The sequence below is a fragment of the Leptotrichia rugosa genome (assembly GCF_041200005.1).
Taxonomy (GTDB): Bacteria; Fusobacteriota; Fusobacteriia; order Fusobacteriales; family Leptotrichiaceae; genus Leptotrichia; species Leptotrichia rugosa.
The window spans coordinates 2049003-2066403 of the sequence record NZ_CP165644.1 but is presented as its reverse complement, the minus strand read 5'-3'; the positions used below and the strand labels follow the sequence as shown (position 1 = coordinate 2066403).

13 protein-coding genes, 2 other RNA genes and 1 pseudogene are annotated in these 17401 nt (G+C 30.3%); 12 read left to right on the top strand and 4 right to left on the bottom strand.

Annotated elements, in window-relative coordinates:
* Positions 1-13: 13 nt before the first annotated feature.
* From rpsF to ffs, 4 genes are all read right to left on the bottom strand, one after another.
* Positions 14-298 carry a 30S ribosomal protein S6 gene (gene rpsF, locus AB8B22_RS10610; protein ID WP_068155616.1) on the bottom strand — a complete coding sequence of 95 codons (285 nt, stop codon included), beginning with the start codon at positions 296-298 and terminating at the stop codon, positions 14-16.
* 202 nt (positions 299-500) lie between these two features.
* Positions 501-839: a transfer-messenger RNA gene (gene ssrA / locus AB8B22_RS10605) on the bottom strand.
* A 99-nt stretch (positions 840-938) separates the two neighbouring features.
* Positions 939-2183 (bottom strand): GNAT family N-acetyltransferase, encoded by a 1245-nt coding sequence (locus AB8B22_RS10600; RefSeq protein WP_369711060.1) that lies wholly within the window; start codon positions 2181-2183, stop codon positions 939-941.
* Positions 2184-2278: 95 nt separating this feature from the next.
* Positions 2279-2543: signal recognition particle sRNA large type (ffs, locus tag AB8B22_RS10595), an RNA gene on the bottom strand.
* A 152-nt stretch (positions 2544-2695) separates the two neighbouring features.
* Between ffs and pheS the strand changes: the two genes are divergently transcribed.
* The 12 genes and pseudogenes from pheS (at position 2696) to ftsZ (ending at position 17359) form a co-directional block, all read left to right on the top strand.
* Positions 2696-3712, top strand: a complete 1017-nt coding sequence (gene pheS, locus AB8B22_RS10590; RefSeq protein WP_094079497.1) for a phenylalanine--tRNA ligase subunit alpha — start codon at positions 2696-2698, stop codon at positions 3710-3712.
* Between the two features lie 75 nt (positions 3713-3787).
* The gene (gene pheT, locus AB8B22_RS10585) at positions 3788-6187 is read left to right on the top strand and encodes a phenylalanine--tRNA ligase subunit beta (RefSeq protein ID WP_369711059.1); all 2400 of its coding nucleotides are present in this window, start codon (positions 3788-3790) and stop codon (positions 6185-6187) included.
* Between the two features lie 35 nt (positions 6188-6222).
* On the top strand, positions 6223-6738 hold the full coding sequence (locus AB8B22_RS10580) for an HRDC domain-containing protein (protein ID WP_094079495.1): 516 nt from the start codon (positions 6223-6225) through the stop codon (positions 6736-6738).
* Between the two features lie 112 nt (positions 6739-6850).
* Complete coding sequence (locus AB8B22_RS10575; RefSeq protein WP_369711058.1) at positions 6851-8236, top strand: UDP-N-acetylmuramoyl-tripeptide--D-alanyl-D-alanine ligase; 1386 nt, start codon at positions 6851-6853, stop codon at positions 8234-8236.
* A gap of 35 nt (positions 8237-8271) precedes the next feature.
* A pseudogene (mraY, locus tag AB8B22_RS10570) lies at positions 8272-9358 on the top strand (phospho-N-acetylmuramoyl-pentapeptide-transferase).
* A 143-nt stretch (positions 9359-9501) separates the two neighbouring features.
* Positions 9502-10881, top strand: coding sequence for a UDP-N-acetylmuramoyl-L-alanine--D-glutamate ligase (gene murD / locus AB8B22_RS10565; RefSeq protein ID WP_094079492.1), 1380 nt, complete (start codon positions 9502-9504; stop codon positions 10879-10881).
* An 18-nt stretch (positions 10882-10899) separates the two neighbouring features.
* Complete coding sequence (locus tag AB8B22_RS10560) at positions 10900-12045, top strand: FtsW/RodA/SpoVE family cell cycle protein (protein ID WP_314080720.1); 1146 nt, start codon at positions 10900-10902, stop codon at positions 12043-12045.
* A 29-nt stretch (positions 12046-12074) separates the two neighbouring features.
* The gene (gene murG, locus AB8B22_RS10555; RefSeq protein WP_369711057.1) at positions 12075-13124 is read left to right on the top strand and encodes an undecaprenyldiphospho-muramoylpentapeptide beta-N-acetylglucosaminyltransferase; all 1050 of its coding nucleotides are present in this window, start codon (positions 12075-12077) and stop codon (positions 13122-13124) included.
* A gap of 17 nt (positions 13125-13141) precedes the next feature.
* Positions 13142-14491 carry a UDP-N-acetylmuramate--L-alanine ligase gene (gene murC / locus AB8B22_RS10550; RefSeq protein WP_094079490.1) on the top strand — a complete coding sequence of 450 codons (1350 nt, stop codon included), beginning with the start codon at positions 13142-13144 and terminating at the stop codon, positions 14489-14491.
* A 32-nt stretch (positions 14492-14523) separates the two neighbouring features.
* Positions 14524-15375, top strand: a complete 852-nt coding sequence (murB, locus tag AB8B22_RS10545; RefSeq protein ID WP_369711056.1) for a UDP-N-acetylmuramate dehydrogenase — start codon at positions 14524-14526, stop codon at positions 15373-15375.
* A 91-nt stretch (positions 15376-15466) separates the two neighbouring features.
* Complete coding sequence (locus AB8B22_RS10540) at positions 15467-16135, top strand: cell division protein FtsQ/DivIB (RefSeq protein WP_094079488.1); 669 nt, start codon at positions 15467-15469, stop codon at positions 16133-16135.
* Positions 16136-16207: 72 nt separating this feature from the next.
* Positions 16208-17359: a cell division protein FtsZ gene (ftsZ, locus tag AB8B22_RS10535; RefSeq protein WP_369711055.1), complete on the top strand. Its 1152-nt coding sequence runs from the start codon at positions 16208-16210 to the stop codon at positions 17357-17359.
* The last annotated feature ends 42 nt before the right edge of the window (positions 17360-17401 follow it).

The following is a 17401-nucleotide window of genomic DNA, read 5'->3' as shown; positions in this document are numbered from 1 at the left end:
TTTTTACTATTTATTAGTCATTTTTGACAATCATATATTTTAAAATTGATTCATTGATGTTTAATTTTGATTCAATTTCTGTGAATCTTGTTCCATCTGTTTGGAATGTAGTTAATACATAATATCCATTTTCTTTTTTCTTAATAGGATAAGCTAATTTTCTGTCTCCCCAAACTTCTGTTTTTACTTCAACTGCTCCAGCAGCTTTTAAAGTGTTTTCTACAAATTCAACTCCAGCATTTTTTTCTTCTTCAGTCAATTGTGTAGATAAAATAAACATAATTTCGTAATTTCTCATTGATTTTCTCCTTTCCTTTGGCTTTTTTAGCCCTACTTCCAAATAGAGCAGGTTTCATATAATTATATCAAAAATAAATGTCAAAATCAAGAATATTTAAAAAAATTTTTTTGCAAATAAAGATTTATAAAAAAATAAGTCTAAAAAGACTTATTTAAATATGAAAATGATTAATTTATTTATAAAGATTTTATTTTTGTTTTGGTGGAAATGACGGGAATCGAACCCGTGTCCAAAATAAAAAGTCTTTACTACCCTCTACAAGTTTAGTTTATTTATCTTTTTAACTTTTAGATATTAAACAAACAAAAGTCTAAAAGCGAGATTATAAAATTTCCTCAAGTGACATAATCATACATTTGAGTAAGCCGTAAAAAGTAACATCATCTAGTGGAAAAACGGCATTTCCAAAAGTGATGAGCCGCTATCTTAGGCAGCTAATGCGTAATTATCGTTTCCGATTATATTTTAGTTGGATTTTAAAGCTCCCGCTTACTTGCTAGTAATAAGTTTTTTATCCTGTCGAAACCAAAACATTCCCAAATGTTTATTTAAATATTTTTTAAATACTTTTTTCAAAACTATATTAACATATTTTTTTTAATTTTTCAATATAAATATTTTATTTTTAAAAAAATTTTTAGTCGTCTTCGTACATTGGTTCTATATGCACAAATAGTGATTTTATATTAGGGTGCTGATATTTTATTTTTTTTGAAATTGTATTTATAATTTCGTGAGCTTCTTCTATTGTCTTGTCTTTTTTCATTCTTGCATCCAAGAAAATATGAATATCTTTTCCAGAAGTTGTCATTTTAAAGTCGTGTGCATTTTCGATTTCTTCAAATTCTAAAATTTCATCTCTTATTTTGGAAAGCAGTTCTTCATTTTGGGAATCCATCAAGATTAAAGAATTATCTCTTATTAATTCGTATCCGCTCTTTAAAATGTAAATCGCAACGATAAGTCCAATAATTGTGTCAAAAACAGGATTAATTTCGGAGCATAAAAGTCCTATTAATACTGAGATTGAGATTATAATATCGTTTTTGTAATCTTGAAGCAGTGAATTTATCAAAGCGCCCCGATAACTTTTTGTCTTATTTTTCATAAAAATTAACTGAAAAACTTTTATTAAAATAGAAATTATCGAAATTGTGATAAGAATATTGCTTAATTTTACATTTTCTCCATTTTTTGAAAAAACCTTTTCTATATTTTCTCGAATCAGCTGAACTGCAGAAAGCATAATAAATGTTCCAATTATGATGCTGAAGACAGATTCTATTTTTCCGTGTCCAAAAGGGTGTTCTTTGTCTTCAGGATTGCTTCCAACTTTCAAGCCGATAATTACCAAAATATTTGTAATCAAATCTGAAAACGAGTTTAATCCATCCGCTAAAAGCGACATACTGTTAAAAATTTTTCCAGAAAATATTTTTAAGAAAGCTAGAATAATATTGATAATTATTGCCACTTTTGCTACAAAAACCATATTTTTTTTCTGTTTTTGAATTTCCAGAAGTTTATCTAAAATATATCCGTCTTCTGTTCGCAAAAATTTTTGCTTTTCCAAAAAATTGTTCATCTTTTTGTGATTTGTCACAGTCAATGAATCACATTTTTCTTTAGTTATCCAATTGATTATATATTTTAGCAAAAATGTTCCATAGCCATTATTTCTATATTTTGGAATTACAAAAATCTTTTTCAGTTTTGCGTTTTTTTCCAAATTTATTGTCGCATATCCACACAACTTTTCTTCATTATAAATGAAAAAAAGTTCGTCATTGTCTAAATCTATTGAAAAATTTATATCTAGTGCTCGGAATTTTTGTAATTCTTTTGTTATATTTGACTTTTTATCCCAGTGTTCAACTTTCATTTTTCCTCCAAAATTGTTTAAATTAAAAGTATAAAAAATAGAATAGCAATTGCTATTCTTTAGTAGATTTCATAATTTTATTTTCAAAAAGAGCGTCATACGCCAAACAATCGAAGAAATTTTACCATCCGTTTCTTAAGATAAAGACTCAAAAACAGCTACCCCATAAACCTAGAAAAACTAACTTAGTGCTGCTTCGTTCCCGACCTGACACGGTTCGTAAGCTTCCTACAATATGGGACCATCTTCTCAACATCTTTAAAATAAGGCGTTGACACTAAAACTCCCCTCAAATTTGGCATCACCTCTACTAAAGCGGATTGTAGATACAGGGCACCGCTATCTCCCCGGCTAGTATGACAATTGTATTCTATCATTTTTTTTTGAAACTGTCAAATATTTTACTCTGTCCCAATATTTTTGGAATCTTGCATAATATTTAAAATAGTAGTATAATTAAAAAATAAGCTTTAAATTAAAAAATAGAACAAAAATTAGGAGGAAATAGATAAATGTTGGAAAAATTGGCACAGCTTCGAGAAGATGTTCTAAAAAAACTTAACGAAATAGAAAATCTTGAAGAAGTTAATGATCTGAAAGTGAAAATATTGGGTAAAAAAGGGGAATTTACGGCAATTATGAAAGAAATGGCAAATATTGCCGCTGAAAAAAGAGCTGAATTTGGAAAAACTACTAATGAAATAAAAAAAGTGCTGCAAGATAAATTTAACGAAACAACTGTCAATTTGAAGGAAATTGCAAAACAGGAAAGACTTAAAAATGAAACTATTGATATAACTTTGCCGGGAAGAGCAGCCAATATCGGTTCACTTCATCCAATTACAAAAACTGTCATGGAAATTAAAGATATTGTATCTGAAATGGGATTTGACATTGTTGACGGACCAGAAGTTGAGTATGTCAAATATAATTTTGACGACTTGAATATTCCTAAAACACATCCATCGAGGGAGCTTACCGACACTTTTTATATAAAAGATGACGTTGTTTTAAGAACTCAGACTTCGGGAATGCAAATTCGTTACATGAAAGATAAAGTTCCACCATTTAGAATGATTTCTGTTGGAAAAGTGTACCGTCCTGATTATGATGTGTCGCATACTCCGATGTTTCACCAAGTTGAAGGGCTTATGGTGGGAGAAGATGTGTCGTTTGCTAACTTTAAAGCAGTTTTGGAAAACATAGTGAAAAAAATATTTGGAAAAGATAGAAATGTGAGATTTCGTCCACACTTTTTCCCATTTACAGAGCCGTCTGCTGAAATGGATGTGGAATGTGGAGTTTGTAAAGGAAAAGGTTGCCGTGTATGTAAAGGTACAGGATGGCTTGAAATACTTGGAAGCGGAATGGTGAACTCAAAAGTTTTGGAAAATGCTGGAATTGACGCAAAAAAATATCAAGGGTTTGCATTTGGATTGGGGCTTGAGAGAATTACAATGCTAAAATATGGAATTGATGATTTGAGAGCGTTTTTTGAAAATGATGAAAGATTTTTGGATCAATTTTAGAATTTTTGAGAATCTAATGGGAGTTTTAAAGTAAAAAATAGATAGAAAAATTTAAAAAATAAGGAGAAGAAAAGAATGCTGATTTCGTTAAACTGGTTAAAGCAATATATAGATTTAGATGGAATTGAAATAAGTGAACTAGAAAATGCCTTAACTATGATTGGGCAGGAAGTGGAAAAAATAGATGTAAAAGGGGAAAATCTTGAAAAAGTTGTGACAGCAAAAATCGTTGAAAAAGAGATGCACCCTGATTCTGATCATCTTACAATTTGCAAAGTTGACAACGGAAAAGAAGTTTTGCAGATTGTGTGTGGAGCGCCTAATCACAAAGCTGGGGACAAAGTTGCACTGGCACAGATTGGAGCAAGACTGGCTGAAGATTTTGTCATAAAAAAAGGAAAAATTAGAGGTGTGGAATCAAGCGGAATGCTTTGCTCGGAAGAAGAGCTTGGGCTTGGAAGCGATTCTAGCGGAATTATGATTTTGCCAGAAGATGCACCTATTGGAATGCCGTTAAAAGAATATCTTGGAGTAAACGATGTTGTGTTTGAGCTGGAAATCACGCCAAATAGACCAGATTGTCTTTCTCACATAGGCATTGCAAGAGAACTTGGGGCTTATTACAACAAAGAAGTTAATTATCCAAGTACAGAAATAAACGGTGAAACTGGTGAAAAAACTGAAGATAATATAAAGGTGGAAATTGAAAATAGCGATTTATCGAAAAGATATGTGGCTAGAATTATAAGAAATGTGACTGTGAAAGAAAGTCCAGCTTGGCTTAAAGAAAAAGTTGAGTCAATTGGGATTAGAAGTATAAATAATATTGTGGATGCTTCAAATTTTGTCATGATGGAAATGAATCAGCCAAATCACGCTTTTGATTTTGATAAAATTGCTGCAGGAAAAATTTCGGTTAGAAGTGCACGAGAAAATGAGAAACTGGTAACTTTAGATGAAGAGGAAAGAGACCTTGCGACAGATGACATTGTTATTTCTGACGCAGAAAAAGTGGTGGCACTTGGTGGAGTGATGGGTGGTCAAAATTCACAAATTACTGAAAATACAAAAAATATACTTTTGGAAGTAGCTCATTTTAATCCAATAAACATTAGAAGAACATCTAGAAGACTTGCACTTATCAGTGATTCTTCGTATAGATTTGAGAGAAGAGTTGATAGAAGTAACGCTATAAATGTGATTAATAGACTTGCAAATTTGATTCAAGAAGTTGCTGGTGGAGAAATTTTAGCTGGAGCAGTTGATATTTATCCAGAACCTTATGCTAGAAGAGTTGCGACACTTAGTTTTGAAAAGCTTCACAGATTTGTTGGGAAAGTTATTCCAAAAGAAGAAGTTATTCGAATACTTACAAAACTTGAAGTGGAGGTTAAAGATAATGGAGATAGCCTTACACTAACTGCACCAACCTACAGAGATGATTTGGAAAATGAGCAGGATTACTTTGAAGAAGTTATTAGAATGTACGGTTTTGACAATATCGAAAATATTTTGCCAAGACTTGACATTAATCCAAAAGCGACTATGGATACAACTAAGCTTTATGATAAAGTAAAGGTTATCGCTTCTCAAGCGGGGTTAAAAGAAGTGATAAATTACAGCTTTGTGCCAAGAGATGCGATTGATAAAATTAAATTTACAAAAGTTCCAAAAGAAAATTTGATAGACTTGCCAAGACCGATTACAGAAGATTTTGCAACATTGAGACCAACATTAATTTATAGCCTTTTGAAAAATGCAAAAGATAATATGAATAAAAATGTATCAAACATAAGATTTTTTGAAGTGAGCAGAACTTTTGAAAAAGGGGAAGAACTTGCTAGTGAAGAAACTAAACTGGCATTTATTCTCGCTGGGGAAAATGATAAGACTTTGTGGAATGCAAAACCTGTACCTTACGATTTTTATGACTTAAAAGGAATTGTGCAGGAAATTTTTACAAAATTAGGATTTAAAAATTATCAAATAAAAAGAAGCGCTGCGACTGAACTTCATCCAGGAAGATCGGCAGATGTATTTGTCGGACGGGAATTAATCGGAAGTTTCGGGGAAATTCATCCAGATGTGTTAGAAAATTTTGACTTGAATAAAAAAGCTGTCTTAGTTGCAGAATTTAGTATTGACTTGATTAAAAAATATATTGGAAGAAAAACTGTTTATGAACCGCTTGTTAAATTTCCAGCAGTACCAAGAGATTTTGCTTTTGTTGTAAAAGAAGATGTGCTGGTTGGGGATATTTTGAAAGCAATTGAAAAAGTTGATAAAAAGATTGAAAAAGTGGAATTATTTGATATTTATCGTGGTGTGGGAGTTTTACCTGGCATGAAGAGTGTGGCAATTAGTGTAATTTTGAGAGATAAGAATAAAACTCTTGAAGAAAAGGAAATTGTGGAAATTTCAAATAAAATTGTGAATAAAGTTAAAAAAGATTTTGACGGTATCTTGAGACAATAAAGTCAAAAAAGTTAAATAAAAGGGGGAAAAAGGTTATGTTTAAAATTATAACATTGCCGTTTGACGAGGATATGGAAGAGTTTGACCAAGATAGGCTGGAACGGGAATTTTTGTTTGCACTAAAAGATTCTGAAATAAAAAAGTATAAGCCAGAATTGGTGGAAATAGATGGAAGATATTACTGGACAGTTTTTGTTGAATATGAAAAAATAAAAAAAAAAGAAAGTGAAAATGTTTCTTTTCAGAAAAACGGTGAGTTTAGGAAAAATCAAAATTTGGAAAAGAAGAGTTTGCCTGAAGCAGAACTTCAAACTAAAAAGGAATTGGAGCTTTATAGAGTTTTAAGGGAGTGGAGGCGGGAACAATCGGATGATTTAGGTTATCCACCTTACATAATTGCTTCTAATAGACTTCTTGTGGAAATAGTGAAGGCTAGACCTAAAAATTCTTTGGAACTTTCAAAAATAAAAGGTATGGGAGAAAAAAAGACAAAGGAATATGGCAGGGAAATTTTGTTAATTTTAGAAAATTTTTATGAAGCTAGTGATTAAAAACTAAAAACTCTATTAAATTAAAATTAATTTTAAAAATATATTGAAAAAATGGTTATCTAGTGATATAATCCTACAGAGAAATACTAAGTTAAAATATGGAGAACGAATTATGAAAAAAAGTGATGTCTTTGCTGCTCTTTTAAAGGAAGAGAATATAGAGTTTGACAGGGAAATAATTGATTTTGACAATGTCGAAATGAACTCGAAAAAAATTAAAGATAAAGATTTATTTGTTGCGATAAGAGGTGGAAATAATTTTGTAAATGAAGCGCTTAATAAAGGTGCTTTTGTAGTTTATGATAATTCGGATATAGAAATAGATGGGGGCTTTGAAAAAAAGGCTTTTTTTGTGCATGACAGCGTAAAATTTTTACAGAAGTTTGCAAAAAAGTGGTGTGACAGCCTTAATATAAAAGTGATAGGAATTACAGGAAGCAACGGGAAAACTACGGTTAAAGACATGATTTATCATATTTTGTCTCAAAAGTATAAAGGGAAAAAGACGCTGGGAAATTACAATAATCATATTGGATTGCCTTTTACTTTACTTCGGAGCGAGACGGATGATAAATTTATTATTTTGGAAATGGGAATGAGTGATTTTGGGGAAATTGACTTACTTGGACAAATTGCAAATCCCGATATAAACGTCATAACAAATATCGGAGAATCACATCTTGAATTTTTAAAAACAAAAGAAAATGTTTTTCGTGCTAAAACGGAAATTTTGCCGTATATAAGAGATGCATTAATTATAAACGGAGATGACAAATATCTAAAAAATATAAAATCCGAAAAAATAAAAGTCGTAAAAGCGCTAAATCTACAAAAAAACGACTTTTTAGAAGATTCGGAAAATTTTTATTATGGAGATATTGAATTTGATAAAAATAAAACGAGATTTATATTGAAATATTTTGGAAAAATCTGTAAAAAAAATGTAACGAGAAATTATGAAACAAATGTTTTGGGAGAGCATAATGTTTTAAATTTGACAATGGCAATAGCGGTTGTAAAACAGTTTGGAATTGAAGATAAAGTGATTGAAGATGCCATAAAAAATATAAGTTTGACTGATATGAGATTTCAAATAATTGAAAAAGGGGATTTAACTTATATAAATGATGCTTATAATGCAAGTCCTAGTTCTATAGAAAAATCACTTGAAACATTCTCAAAAATTTATAACGAAAGAAACATAAAAAAAATTATAGTTTTAGGCGATATGTTGGAATTAGGAGAAAATGAGCTTAAATATCATGCAGATATTTATGATGTCTTAAAAAATGTGAAATTTGACTCGATTTATTTGTTTGGTGAGCGAATTAAAAGTCTTTTTGACAGGATTGAAAAAGAAAGTTTACAAAATAAAGAAGTTATTTATTTTGAGAAAAAAACTGAAATAAAGGAAAAAATAAAGGGAATTGAAGGAAAGAAAGTTGTTTTATTGAAGGCTTCGAGAGGAATAAAACTGGAAGAAATTATAGAAGAATAGAAAGGAGATAGAATTTTTAAAATTCTAAAAAAATAATGTTATATTTATTGCAAAAGTTATTCATAAACAATTTTGGAACACTGAGAATTTTTAAATCTATTATAGTTAGATCTTCTGTGGCATTTGCCGTGGCATTTTTGTTTATGCTTATGTTTGGAAAGCCGTTTATCGCTTGGCTGAAAAAGAAAAAGTATGGGGATACAGCGAGAGAGGAAGGACCAAAATCTCATTTTGATAAATCTGGGACACCTACGATGGGTGGAATTTTAATAATAGGAGCTATACTTTTTGCGACATTAATTGCTGGAAATTATGAAAATAAATTTATAATATTTTTGTTTTTTATAACAATACTATTTACAACAATTGGGTTTTATGATGATTACTTGAAATTGACGCGACATAAAAATGGACTTTCAGGAAAAAAGAAAATTGTGGGACAACTTATTATAACTGCAATAACTTTTTGGTTTATTTATAAGTTTGGAATGATTAATAAAACAATTGATTTTTCAATAGTAAATCCAATAATTAAAAATTCATATTTGTACATAACGCCGATTTTATTTTTCGTATTTATGGGTTTTGTCATAATAGGTTCATCAAATGCAAAATTTGACAGATGGACTTGATGGATTAGTGAGTGGACCTATAATTGTTGTAAGTATAACATTATTTATAATTACATATTTAACAGGGCATTATGAATATGCAAAATATTTAAATTTGAATTATGTCAGAGAGTCTGCAGAGATTTGTGTGTATCTCGCTTCGATTGTCGGAGCTCTAACTGGATTTTTGTGGTTTAATTTTTATCCAGCGCAAGTGTTTATGGGAGATACTGGTTCACTTACTCTTGGAGGGATATTAGGAATAGTAGTTATTTTCTTAAAGCAGGAATTGCTGCTTCCAATTGCAGGATTTATATTTATTGTGGAAGCGTTGTCCGTTATGATTCAAGTTTGGCACTACAAAACTTTTGGAAAAAGAGTGTTTAAAATGGCGCCAATTCATCATCACTTTGAATTATTGGGACTTCCTGAAACGAAAGTTACGATAAGATTTTGGATAGTTTCAATTATGACTTGTCTAATTACATTTTTAATTTTGAAAATGAGATAAAAATAATTTAAAATAAAAAAGCGAAGGATGATTTTTTCATCCTTTGCAAAAAAATAAAAAAATTGTATTTTTATTTAATTTTTTTAATAAAATTTTGTTATAAAAATAAAATAAGTATATATGAAAAAGAGAGGAATAATCATATGGATAAAGCGATAGTTTTTGGAGCGGGACTAAGTGGTCACGGAGCGAAAGAATTACTTGAGAAAAAAGGTTACAAAGTGTATTTAGTGGATGATAAAGTGGCTTTGAGCTCAGAAGAAGGAATAAAAATTTTAAATGAAGAAGATATAGAGTTTGTTGTAAAAAGTCCAGGAATACCTTGGAAAGCACAACTTTTAAAGGTTGCAAAAGAAAAAGATATAAAAATAATTTCAGAAATTGATTTGGCGTATAAATATGTTAACAAAAATATAAAAATAATTTCATTTACGGGGACAAATGGAAAGACAACAACTTGTACAAAAATGGCAGAACTTTTGAATTTTGCTGGATTTAGAGCAAAACTTGCTGGGAACGCCGGCTTTTCATTTGCGAAACTTGTGGCAGATGAAACACCACTAGATTATGTAGTTTTGGAGTTAAGCAGCTATCAGCTGGAAAATAATCCACAAATTCACTCACATATTGCTGGAATTATAAATTTAACGCCAGATCATTTGACAAGATATGCCACATTGGAAGATTATTATTCGACAAAATTTGATATTTTTACGAAACAGACAGCTGATGATTTCGCAATTATAAATTTGGACGATGCAGAATTTTTTGAACTTTGTGAAAAAAGAGAAAATTTAAAAGATAAAATAAGAGCAGAAAAAGTTTATTTAAGCAAAGAGACAAAGGGGACAGCGTTTATATATAAAAATAATATTCGCATTATGAGGGATTTGACTAAAAAAGTTGATGAAAATAATATTTCCGATGAATATGTCGAAAAAAATTCTGAACTTTTGATGAATGTTGGTGAAATGTCACTAAAAGGAAAACATAATTTGGAAAATATGCTGTTTCTAATTTTGGCTGCAAAAATCTTGAATGTTTCAAATGAAAAAATCTCTGAGTTTTTGAAATCTACAGCACCGCTTGAACACAGACTTGAGAATTTTTTTACAAAAGGGAATACAGCTTTTATCAACGATTCAAAAGGGACAAATGTGGAATCTACTTTAAAAGCGATAGATTCTTTTGATAACAAAATTGTGATGATTTTAGGTGGAGATGATAAAAAAATTGATAATATGCCACTTATAAAAGAAGTTAGTAAAAAGGTGGACTTTGTTTATTTAATTGGGGATAATGCACAAATTTTGATAGATGATATGGAAAAAGTCAATTACAAAAACTACAAAAATTTGAAAACTGTTGAAAATGTACTTTTGGATTTAAAAGAAAATTTAGATTTTGAAAAAAATCAGACTGTACTTTTTTCTCCAGCAACTTCAAGTTTTTGCCAATTCAAAAGTTTTGAGCACAGGGGAAAAGTTTTTAAAGAATTGACTGTAAAAATTTTAGGAAAATAAAAAATAGGAGAAAATAAATTGTTTAAAAATAAAAAATTTTTAGGGACAGCATTTATAATAGTTATTTTATTTCTTTTGGCGGTGAGCCTTTTGACGATGGCGAGTGTCAGTTATCCAATTGTACCAAAAGGTCAGTCAGATTTTTATTATTTATATAAACAGATGCTTTGGATGATCGGCGGTTTGGCTTGCTTTTCTTTTGCGGCTATGATGAACTACAAGAGATATAAGGAAATTAAGATTTTTTCAGCTCTTTATATAATAGGAATAATAGGGCTTATAGCGGTATTGCTTTTTGGAAGCAAGTCAAAGGGAGCGGTTCGTTGGATTGATTTGCTGGGATTTAGAATACAGCCGTCAGAATTTTCCAAGTTAATAATAATTATAGTTGTTTCTGTGTTAGTTGAGCGGTTAAAAAAGAAAAATATGATAGCTACAAAACCTTGGATTTCGGCACTTATAATTTTAGGAGTAACAGGGGTTTATTCGTTTCTTATTTTTGCAGAAAAATCATATACGAGTATGATTCAAGTTGCAGCTATTGGAATTTTAATGTTATTTATTTCGGGCATTAATTTACCAATTTTTTCGATAATATCCTTATTTTTAGTGATTCTCGGAAATATTTTATTAATGAGAGATAAATATAGAGTTGATAGAATAGAAGGTCACAAAAATACTCAAGTAATTCCTTTTCAGGTACAGCAGTCATTAATAGCGATAGGAAGTGGGAAATTAACAGGAAGAGGTTATGGAAATGGATTTCAAAAATATAAATTTCTTCCTGAGATTCACACGGACTACATACTTTCTGGATTTGCTGAAGAAAATGGATTTATAGGGGTTTTGTTTTTAATTTTAGTCTATGTATTTTTACTTGCTATAATTTTGATGGTCGCCTTTAAAATTAAAGATATGTTTGCAAAATATTTGCTTATCGGAATTTTTGTGATGTTTGCAACACAGATATTGGGGAATATAACTGTTGCAACTAATATGCTTCCTTCAACTGGAATCTCGTTGCCACTTATGAGTTATGGCGGAAGTTCCATATTTGTCAGCATGTTTGCATTAGGAATAGTTTACAATGTCATAAGGGCGCTCTATAAGCAGGAGATGGGCGATGAATTGGACGAAATTAATGAAGTGGAATATATGATGTAAAAAAATTTTTGAAAATGAAAGGAAAGAAAATGGAAAAAGTAGTATTTACCACCGGTGGTACAGGTGGGCATATTTATCCAGCTCTCGCTATAGCAAAAGAAATGAGAAAAAAAAATATAGATATTTTATTCATAGGGACAAAGTATAGAATGGAAAAAGAAATAGTCCCTCGTGAAAATTTTAGATTTATTGGACTTGATGTGTTGCCGTTAAATTCAGTGAAATCTGGAATTAAGATGTTAAAAGCGATTTTTAGCACAATAAAGTTATTAAAAAAAGAAAAGCCGCAAAAGATAATTGGATTTGGAAATTATATTACAATTCCAGTTTTAGTAGCTGCAAATGTTTTAAAGATTCCATATTACTTGCAGGAGCAAAATCACACGATGGGACAAGCTAACAGATGGTTTTACAAAGGTGCCAAAAAAGTATTTGTCGCATTTAAAAATACAATAGATAGCGTAAAAGAAAATCAAAAATCCAAATTTATCGTGACGGGAAATCCTTTAAGAGAAGAGTTTTATACAAAGGATAAATTTGAGGAAAGAAAAAAATTGGGAATAGCTGACGATGAGCATGGAATACTTATCATTGGTGGGAGTCTTGGAGCAAAAAATATAAATGAAGCAGTTTCCAAAAAATGGAAAAAGATAATGGCTGACACAAAGTTAAAATTATTTTGGGCAACTGGAAAAGATAATTTTGAGGAAGCAACTTACAGAATGAGAGATTTTGGAAAAGCTGTCGTAAAACCTTATTTTGAAAATGTACCGCAGTTAATGGCAGCGTGTGATTTAGTCATTTGCCGGGCTGGTGCTTCGACAATTTCAGAATTGATTGAGTTGGAAAAACCGTCAATTCTGATACCCTATGATTTTGTTGGGCAAAAAGAAAATGCAGATGTCTTGGAATTTGAAAACGCAGCTAAAATTTTTACGAATGAAACTGTGGAAGAAGCTATTGACGAAGCGTTGTCACTTGTAAAACAAAAGACAACTTTGGAATTTATGAGTGGAAATATAAAAAATTTGAAAAAAGGAAATGCGTCAGAATTAATAATAAAAGAAATGGGACTATAAAAAATGGAGGAAATAAAATGTTGACAAAAGTAAATAATATATATTTTAGTGGAATAAATGGAGTTGGAATGAGCGGACTTGCAAGAATACTTGCAGCTGACGGATTTAATGTAGCGGGTTCAGATTTGGTTAGAAAACCTGTGACAAAGGATATGGAAGATTTGGGAATAAAAGTTTATATTGGACAAGTTGAAGAAAATGTGAAAGATAAAGGAATTGATTTATTTGTATATTCAACAGCGATAAGAGAAACAAATCCTGAATATAAATATATCGTTGAAAACAACATAAAAAAAATAAAAAGAGGGGAATTGCTGGCTGAAATAATGAACCGTTTTGATGGAATTGCAGTTGCTGGAACTCATGGAAAGACAACTACAAGCTCAATGTTAAGCGTGGCGCTTTTAGAAAAAGAACCATTTATTGTAGTTGGTGGATTTATACCAGAAATTCAAAGTAACAGTAAAATTGGAAATTCGGAATATTTTATAGCGGAAGCCGATGAGAGCGATAACTCATTTTTATACATAAAACCAAAATATTCGGTTGTTACAAATGTAGAACCAGACCATCTTGACCATCACGGAACATTTGAAAATATAAAAAAATCGTTTGAAAAATTTATTGACAGCACTGAGAGAATTGCAATTTTATGTAAAGATACAGTTGAGAAAGTAAATTTGAAACTTACAAATAAAAATATCGTCTGGTACAGCATAAAAGATGAAACAGCCGATATTTACGCTAAAAATATAAGAGTAGAAGATGGAATTACAAGTTTTGAAGTTGTGAAAAAAGGAGAGAATCTTGGAACATTTAATTTGAGTATTCCAGGAGAACATAATGTTTCAAATTCACTTCCTGTAATTTATTTTGCACATGAATTTGGGTGTAATATGAAAAAAGTAAAAGAAAGAATTTTAAAATTTAAAGGGGCAAACAGAAGATACCAAGTGATTTATGATAATGGTATAAGAATAATAGACGACTATGCGCATCATCCAACAGAAGTGAGAGTTACAATAAAAGCGGCACATAAGACAGAAAAAGGAAAAGTTATAGTAATCTTTGAACCACACAGATACAGCCGGACAAAATTTTTCTTTGATGATTTTGTGGAGGCTCTAAAACACGCTGACGACTTGATACTGCTTCCAATTTATGCGGCAAGTGAAGACAATGTTTACGGCGTAAGTTCAGAAATGCTGGCCGAAAAAATTGGTGGAAATGTGAGAGTTCAGACAAAAGAAGAGATTGAAAATCTTTTGAAAAGCGGAAAAGACAGCGGAAACACTTATGTATTTATGGGTGCGGGAAGCGTTTCAAAGCTAGCTCATGAAATAGCGCAAGATTTAGAAAAATTATAAAATACTTTTGAGAAAAAGCGAAAGGAAGTTTTATGGAAGTTATGAAAAATGCACAAATGAAAGAATATTCCAATATGAAAGTTGGTGGAATAGCCAAAGAATTAATTTTTGTGGAAGAAAAAAATGAATTAAAAGAAATAATAGATACAAGAAAAAACATTTTTATTCTAGGAAATGGAACAAATACTTTAATATACGACGGAAATCTGGATATAAGTTTTGTTTCACTAAAAAAATTGCAAAAAATTTCTGTTGAAGAGAAAAATAAAAATTTTGATTTGGTTAGAGTGGAGTCTGGATTGGATTTGGATGATTTAATTAAATTTATGGAAGAAAATAACTATACTGGACTTGAAAATATTACAGGAATTCCTGGATCTGTCGGAGGTCTTGTCAATATGAACGGTGGAGCTTACGGAACTGAGATTTTTGACTGCATTGAGGAAGTAGAAGTTTGTAAAAATGATGGTAAAATAGAAAAAATAAAAACAAAAGACTTGCATTTTAAATACAGAACTACTGAAATAAAAGAAAATAGATGGATTGTTATATCAGCACTATTTAAATTCAAATTTGGTTTTGATCATGCTGCTTCAGAAGACAAAAGAGAGCAAAGAAAAGTAAAACATCCGCTGGACTTGCCAAACTTGGGAAGTACATTTAAAAATCCTAAAGGAAAATTTGCTGCAAGATTAATTTCAGATGCTGGGTTAAAGGGTTATCAAGTGGGAGGCGCAAGAATCTCTGAGAAACATCCGAACTTTGTCACAAATGTTGGAAATGCCACTTTTAACGATGTAATTTCCGTAATTGAGCATGTAAAAGAAGTAGTTTTTGAAAAATTTAATATAGAATTAAATACAGAAATTATTATCCTAAAATAAAATTAAACAATTTAATTTTTTTGGCAAAAAAATTGAATAAAATTGAAAAATAGTGTATAATAATATTAAAAAAGTGGAGTTAAAGTTAAGAATGAAAAACATAATTAAAATATTGGTTATATTATTTTTACTGTTAGGAATTATATTTTTTTGCAAAAGATTTATTGATTCTGACTATTTCAAAGTTCAAGAAGTTGTTGTAACTGGAAATACAAAACTTTTGAAGAGAGATGTAACGGAACAAGTTGAAAAAATGAAAGGGAAAAATATTGTTTATTTGAATACTAAAGAAATTGAAGATTTTTTAAGAAATGATGTAAGAGTAAAAAAAGTTTCAATTACAAAACAGTTTCCGAGCAAAATATTATTTAACATTGAAGAGAGACAGCCTTATGCATATGTAAGAAAAGGGGAAAATTTATTTTTAGCGGATAATGAATTAAATATTTATGGAGATAAAATAGAAGATTTGCCAAAGAGCATGCCAATTATAGATTATACAGATGAAGCGAGTTTTGAAGGAATTAAAACTATAGTTTCCAGAATAAAAAACAAAGATCTTTATTCTATGATTTCAGAAATAAGGAAAACACCCAAATGTTATGAAATATTACTTGTGAATGGTGTGGTATTTAAAACAGATACTGATGTAACTGAAGAGAAATACAATGACGCATATAAAGCGTATGACCAAATAATAAGAAAAGAAGGACCGTTGACTTATATAGAATTAAGATATAAAATTATTTATAAAAAATAATCTTAAAAGAATTTAAAGAAAGGAGATGCTATTTTTAAAATTAAAATAAGATTTTTAAGTAGCAAGTAAATAATGGAAAATTTAAATAGTACTGTAAAATTAAAAGTAGTAGGAGTAGGTGGTGCTGGTGGTAACGCAATAAACGATATGATTGAAAGTAACATAACAACTGTAGAATTTATAGCTATAAATACGGACCAGCAAGATTTAGATAGATCAAAGGCAACATCAAAAGTTCTTTTAGGAAGAGGAACAGGAGCAGGAGCGGATCCTGAAAAAGGTAGAAGTGCAGCAAGAGATTCTGAAGATAAGATAAAAGAAGTGCTGGAAGGTACAGACATGTTATTCATTACAGCAGGAATGGGCGGAGGAACAGGAACAGGAGCTTCTCCAATTATAGCTGAAGTGGCAAAGTCAATGGGAATTTTAACAGTCGCAGTTGTAACAAAACCTTTTAGTTTTGAAGGACCTATTAAAAAAATAACGCGTTTAAGGATTAAAAATTTAAAAGAAAATGTCGACACGTTAATTGCTATACCAAATGATAAATTATTTGAAATTCCAGGAATGAATATCACTTTGTTAAATGCTTTTAAGGAAGCAAATGGGATATTAAAAATAGGTATAAAAGGAATTTCTGACTTAATTATGAAGCAAGGAACTATAAATCTTGACTTTGCAGATATTAGATCTATTATGCAAAATTCAGGTATTGCTATGCTTGGTTTTGGGGAAGCAAATGGAGATGAAAAAGCAAAAAGTGCTACAGCTCAAGCATTGAACAGTCCATTATTGGAAAAATCAATAGAAGGGGCAAGAAAAATATTGATAAACATTACAGGTGGACCAGATGTTTCACTAAATGAGGTAAATGAAGTTGCAAATACAGTAACAGCAAAAGCTGGAAGTGAACCTAACTTAATTTGGGGATATATTTTGGATGAAGAATTAGAAGGAACAATCAGTGTGTCAATTGTAGCAACAGATTTTCAAGATAATCTTCATTCAAATATACAAGAAAATAATAATTCAAAAACTGTGAGATTTGCTCCAGAAATAAAGAAAGAAGAAATTAAACCATTATCATCAGAGGAAGAAAAACAGCAAAAATCAGATATTTTTTCAGAAAAGGATGAGAATCAAAAAAAAGATTTTGACGATGAAGATGAAGACGATGACGACAGTATGTCTGATTTTGTCTTACCACCATTTTTTCAAGAATAAAAAATAACTTTTGATATTGAAAATTTATTAAAAATGTGTTAT

Excerpts from the sequence above, each read along its gene's own strand:
- murD (WP_094079492.1), top strand. The coding sequence starts at position 9,502 with ATGGATAAAGCGATAGTTTTTGGAGCGGGACTAAGTGGTCACGGAGCG.
- ftsZ (WP_369711055.1), top strand. The coding sequence starts at position 16,208 with ATGGAAAATTTAAATAGTACTGTAAAATTAAAAGTAGTAGGAGTAGGT.
- pheT (WP_369711059.1), top strand. The coding sequence starts at position 3,788 with ATGCTGATTTCGTTAAACTGGTTAAAGCAATATATAGATTTAGATGGA.
- AB8B22_RS10600 (WP_369711060.1), bottom strand. The coding sequence starts at position 2,183 with ATGAAAGTTGAACACTGGGATAAAAAGTCAAATATAACAAAAGAATTA.
- murG (WP_369711057.1), top strand. The coding sequence starts at position 12,075 with ATGGAAAAAGTAGTATTTACCACCGGTGGTACAGGTGGGCATATTTAT.
- AB8B22_RS10575 (WP_369711058.1), top strand. The coding sequence starts at position 6,851 with ATGAAAAAAAGTGATGTCTTTGCTGCTCTTTTAAAGGAAGAGAATATA.
- rpsF (WP_068155616.1), bottom strand. The coding sequence starts at position 298 with ATGAGAAATTACGAAATTATGTTTATTTTATCTACACAATTGACTGAA.
- murC (WP_094079490.1), top strand. The coding sequence starts at position 13,142 with ATGTTGACAAAAGTAAATAATATATATTTTAGTGGAATAAATGGAGTT.
- AB8B22_RS10540 (WP_094079488.1), top strand. The coding sequence starts at position 15,467 with ATGAAAAACATAATTAAAATATTGGTTATATTATTTTTACTGTTAGGA.
- murB (WP_369711056.1), top strand. The coding sequence starts at position 14,524 with ATGGAAGTTATGAAAAATGCACAAATGAAAGAATATTCCAATATGAAA.
- pheS (WP_094079497.1), top strand. The coding sequence starts at position 2,696 with ATGTTGGAAAAATTGGCACAGCTTCGAGAAGATGTTCTAAAAAAACTT.
- AB8B22_RS10580 (WP_094079495.1), top strand. The coding sequence starts at position 6,223 with ATGTTTAAAATTATAACATTGCCGTTTGACGAGGATATGGAAGAGTTT.